The organism is Deltaproteobacteria bacterium, from assembly GCA_018668695.1.
GTDB lineage: Bacteria > Myxococcota > XYA12-FULL-58-9 > XYA12-FULL-58-9 > JABJBS01 > JABJBS01.
The window spans coordinates 1-3,662 of sequence record JABJBS010000342.1; the positions used below are offsets into that span (position 1 = coordinate 1).

A 3,662-nucleotide genomic window follows, 5' to 3' on the forward strand; every position below is an offset into this window, starting at 1 on the left:
ACCAGGCGAGCGACCAGCGCTTACTACGGGGGAAGCTGCTTCAATGGTCCAACGCAAAGGCGTTTGGTCGAGAAGGCTCAGGCTTTCACCGCGTGCTTGAAGATCGATTCCTTTTACGTAGGCGACCCGGGCATCGGTGCCTCGAATCTCAAATAAGGCAACCCTCTCAAATACCTGACCAAGCGCACGAGCCCATGTAGCGGCCGCCCGAATTCTTCTGCCTGGTTCTTGGCTCTTACCAAGAGGTTGTTGCTGCATGCTCAAAATAGACCCTATTCAGTCTGAACTTTTACCTATTGTGACCTTATATTCGTTACTTTTCAAAAAACCCGCCTTAAACCGCATGGTTCATTTATCCAAGCATAAAACACTGAACATTTAACGTTCTTTTTTCGGCCCAAAGAGCCGTCATTTAATCAACTTTCACAATTTGAAGACACTTTCAAAGATTAAAATGATCCAAAAACCTACATGAATTCAAGTAGATCTGAGTAAAATTGGCCATTCAAACCGTTCGGACGTACAAAATTTGTCAGAGGGAACTGAAATATACTGTATAAAATTGCAGTAGACACTTGTTCAGTATACAACAGAGTCAAACAACGATTCGCACTCACTTTGGGGAGAGACACCATGGCAGGCAATTCAACATTCAACCGAGATAAAGCGATTGAACTCGCAATGGGTTCCATTCAAAAGCAGTTTGGTAAAGGCTCCATTATGCGATTGGGTGAAGACAACCCCGTTGCTAAAGATATTCGCGTCATTTCGACTGGCTCCATCGGATTGGATGTGGCTCTCGGAATAGGCGGCATCCCGCGCGGCCGAATCGTAGAAATCTACGGACCAGAAGCCAGCGGTAAAACAACTCTTACTCTACATGCGATTGCCGAAGCCCAAAAAGCGGGCGGCGTTGCTGCATTCATCGATGCCGAGCACGCACTCGATGTAAACTATGCACGTAAGCTTGGCGTTAAAACCGACGACCTACTCGTTTCGCAGCCCGATACTGGTGAGCAAGCCTTAGAAATCGCAGAAATGCTGGTTCGCTCCAATGCTGTCGACCTTCTCGTTATCGACTCCGTAGCCGCACTGGTTCCAAGAGCAGAAATCGAAGGCGAAATGGGCGATAGTCATGTAGGCCTCCAGGCCCGCTTGATGAGTCAGGCGCTTCGTAAGCTTACCGGTATTATTTCTAAGAGCCGTACCTGCGTTATCTTCATCAACCAGATTCGTATGAAAATTGGTGTTATGTTCGGTAGCCCAGAAACCACCACAGGTGGTAACGCACTGAAATTCTACTCAAGTGTTCGTCTTGATATTCGTCGTATCGGCGCCATCAAAGCGGCCGATAAGGTCACGGGTAACCGAACGCGCGTCAAAGTTGTGAAAAACAAACTCGCTGCTCCATTTAGAGAGCACGAATTCGACATTATGTACGGAATGGGTATTTCCAAGGTCGGCGATTTACTCGACCTCGGTACAGATGTTGGCATCATCGACAAGAGCGGCTCTTGGTACTCATACCAAGGCGACCGTTTGGGACAGGGCCGTGAGCAATCAAGTAATTTCCTCCTCGGTAACCCTGAAGTGATGAAAGATATTGAAGAGCGTATTCGTCTCCACTTCGGACTCGTACCTGAGGTACAGGGCGAAGCTAAAGAGCCAGAGCAAGGCAACGCTCCTGCTAAAGAAGGCACCGGTAAGAAAAGTAAATCAAGTGGTCGCCGGGCGCCACGCGGCAGCGCACAAAACTAATTTTCTTCGTTAGCCATTCCCCTCCGTATGCGGGCTTCAAGATCCCTCCTGAAGCCCGCGTACACCTAAAGCATCTCTTAATATCGCAACGCCCTCTTTGATCACTTGCCCATCTGGCGCTGGCACGCTAAGTGCGGCCCTTGAAGCCTGATTCACGCGTTTCAGGTGAAGGGACGAGAGTTATGATTAGTGAACAAGAAATGCCAAAGGCGCTCGAACTAGACGCCAAATCCAAGCGATACCTCAAAAGTATGGCTCATCACATGCGAGCAATCGTCACCGTGGGCCAACATGGCGTCACCGAAGGTGTGATTGGAGCTATTGATGTAGCACTTCTTCAGCACGAACTCATTAAGGTTCGGATGCACGAGCCCGACAACAAAAAGCAGGCGGCGCAGGACTTAGCCGCTCAAACCGGCTCCTGCATGTGTGCATTAATTGGCCACACCGTGGTTTTATATCGCCCGCACCCTGAAGAGCCTGAAATTAAACTTCCCCGCTAAGGCCCTTAGAACCGTTCCAAGGTTGATGCCGCCGGTCTGCTGATCTACAACATCCATCAAATTGAGAGTCTTCTCAGCAAAGGATGTTCATATGTGGCGTTATCTTGTTCTCCTCATTTCAACTCTCAGTCTCGCAGCTGCTTGCAGCGACGACGGTCCAGCTCCGACCACTCCGGAAGCCGGCGATGGTGAGTCCCGACTCGAAGCGATTATTACGACCAACAAAGGTGTTATCACTCTCGAGCTCTACCCAGAACGCGCTCCAATCAGCGTTGAAAACTTCAAACAATACGTCGCCGATGGGTTTTACAATGGCGTAGTTTTTCACCGAGTCATTCCGAACTTCATGATTCAAACCGGCGGGCACGATGAAAAGCTCAACAAGAAAAAGCCGCGCGACACCATTAAGAATGAAGCCACCAATGGGCTCAGCAACAAGCGTGGAACCGTCGCCATGGCTCGCACCGGGGTTATCGATTCAGCGACCAGCCAATTCTTTATCAATGTTGGAAACAACAGCCGCCTCGACCACAAAGGGACGCAGCCTCGTAAATATGGTTACGCTGTATTCGGTAAAGTGCTTGAAGGTATGGACGTCGTAGACTCCATTGCCGGCGTACCCACGCACTGCCCCAGCCAAAAACGAGCACCGTGCAATGCTCCGATTCCCAAAGGCATGGGCGACGTACCCAAAGACAACATCATTATTGAAAAAATCGAGCTCGACTAATCCAGGACCAGAGGAGACCAAGATGGCTACAATTTATCCTTTTAAAGCCTTACGCCCACGGGCCGACCTTGTTGAACAAGTGGCCGCTGTGCCCTACGACGTGGTAAACCGAGCAGAAGCGCAAGCTCTTGCCCAGGGTAATCCCCACACATTCCTCCACGTCACCAAGCCTGAAATCGATTTGGCCGATGACGTGGGTCTCTACGATGATGCTGTTTACTCCCAAGGTGCAAAAGCACTCAAAACGATGATCGACGACGGCGTTATGGTTCAAGATAAAACCGAATGCCTCTACGCTTACGCGCTTACAATGAATGGCCGTACTCAAACCGGGTTTGTTCTTTGTGCAAGCACCGATGAGTACGATGAAAATATCGTTCGTAAACATGAGTTCACGCGGCCGGACAAAGAAGACGACCGCGTCAAAAATATCGAAGCACTCGGTGCACAATCCGGAACAGTGTTTCTGGTTCATCGCCAATCCGACATGCTCGCTGCCGCCATGACCAAGGCTACCCAAGCTCAGGCTGCCGTAGACTTTGTTGCCGCAGACGGTATTCGTCACCAACTTTGGACCATTGCCGATTCTGACGACATTGCTTCGGTTGTTAACGGTTTTGATGCACTCGGCCCAATCTACATCGCCGATGGACACCATCGCTCGGCCGCTG

Annotated in this window: 5 protein-coding genes; 4 read left to right on the top strand and 1 reads right to left on the bottom strand. The window is 50.1% G+C overall.

Going from position 1 to position 3,662, the window contains the following annotated elements; translation table 11 throughout:
- On the bottom strand, positions 1–258 hold a 258-nt coding region (locus HOK28_19575), incomplete at its 3' end, for a hypothetical protein (protein MBT6435306.1).
- Between the two features lie 375 nt (positions 259–633).
- Between HOK28_19575 and recA the strand changes: the two genes are divergently transcribed.
- The 4 genes from recA to HOK28_19595 all read left to right on the top strand — a co-directional run.
- Entirely contained in the window at positions 634–1,758 is a 1,125-nt protein-coding gene (gene recA / locus HOK28_19580) for a recombinase RecA (GenBank protein MBT6435307.1), read from the top strand.
- Positions 1,759–1,940: 182 nt separating this feature from the next.
- The gene (gene yhbY / locus HOK28_19585; GenBank protein ID MBT6435308.1) at positions 1,941–2,261 is read left to right on the top strand and encodes a ribosome assembly RNA-binding protein YhbY; all 321 of its coding nucleotides are present in this window, start codon (positions 1,941–1,943) and stop codon (positions 2,259–2,261) included.
- A 91-nt stretch (positions 2,262–2,352) separates the two neighbouring features.
- Complete coding sequence (locus HOK28_19590; protein ID MBT6435309.1) at positions 2,353–2,991, top strand: peptidyl-prolyl cis-trans isomerase; 639 nt, start codon at positions 2,353–2,355, stop codon at positions 2,989–2,991.
- A 22-nt stretch (positions 2,992–3,013) separates the two neighbouring features.
- Positions 3,014–3,662 (top strand): DUF1015 domain-containing protein (locus HOK28_19595; protein ID MBT6435310.1); only part of this gene is annotated, 649 nt, incomplete at its 3' end.

Coding starts and splice junctions, on each gene's coding strand:
- HOK28_19590 (MBT6435309.1), top strand. CDS start 2,353: ATGTGGCGTTATCTTGTTCTCCTCATTTCAACTCTCAGTCTCGCAGCT.
- yhbY (MBT6435308.1), top strand. CDS start 1,941: ATGATTAGTGAACAAGAAATGCCAAAGGCGCTCGAACTAGACGCCAAA.
- recA (MBT6435307.1), top strand. CDS start 634: ATGGCAGGCAATTCAACATTCAACCGAGATAAAGCGATTGAACTCGCA.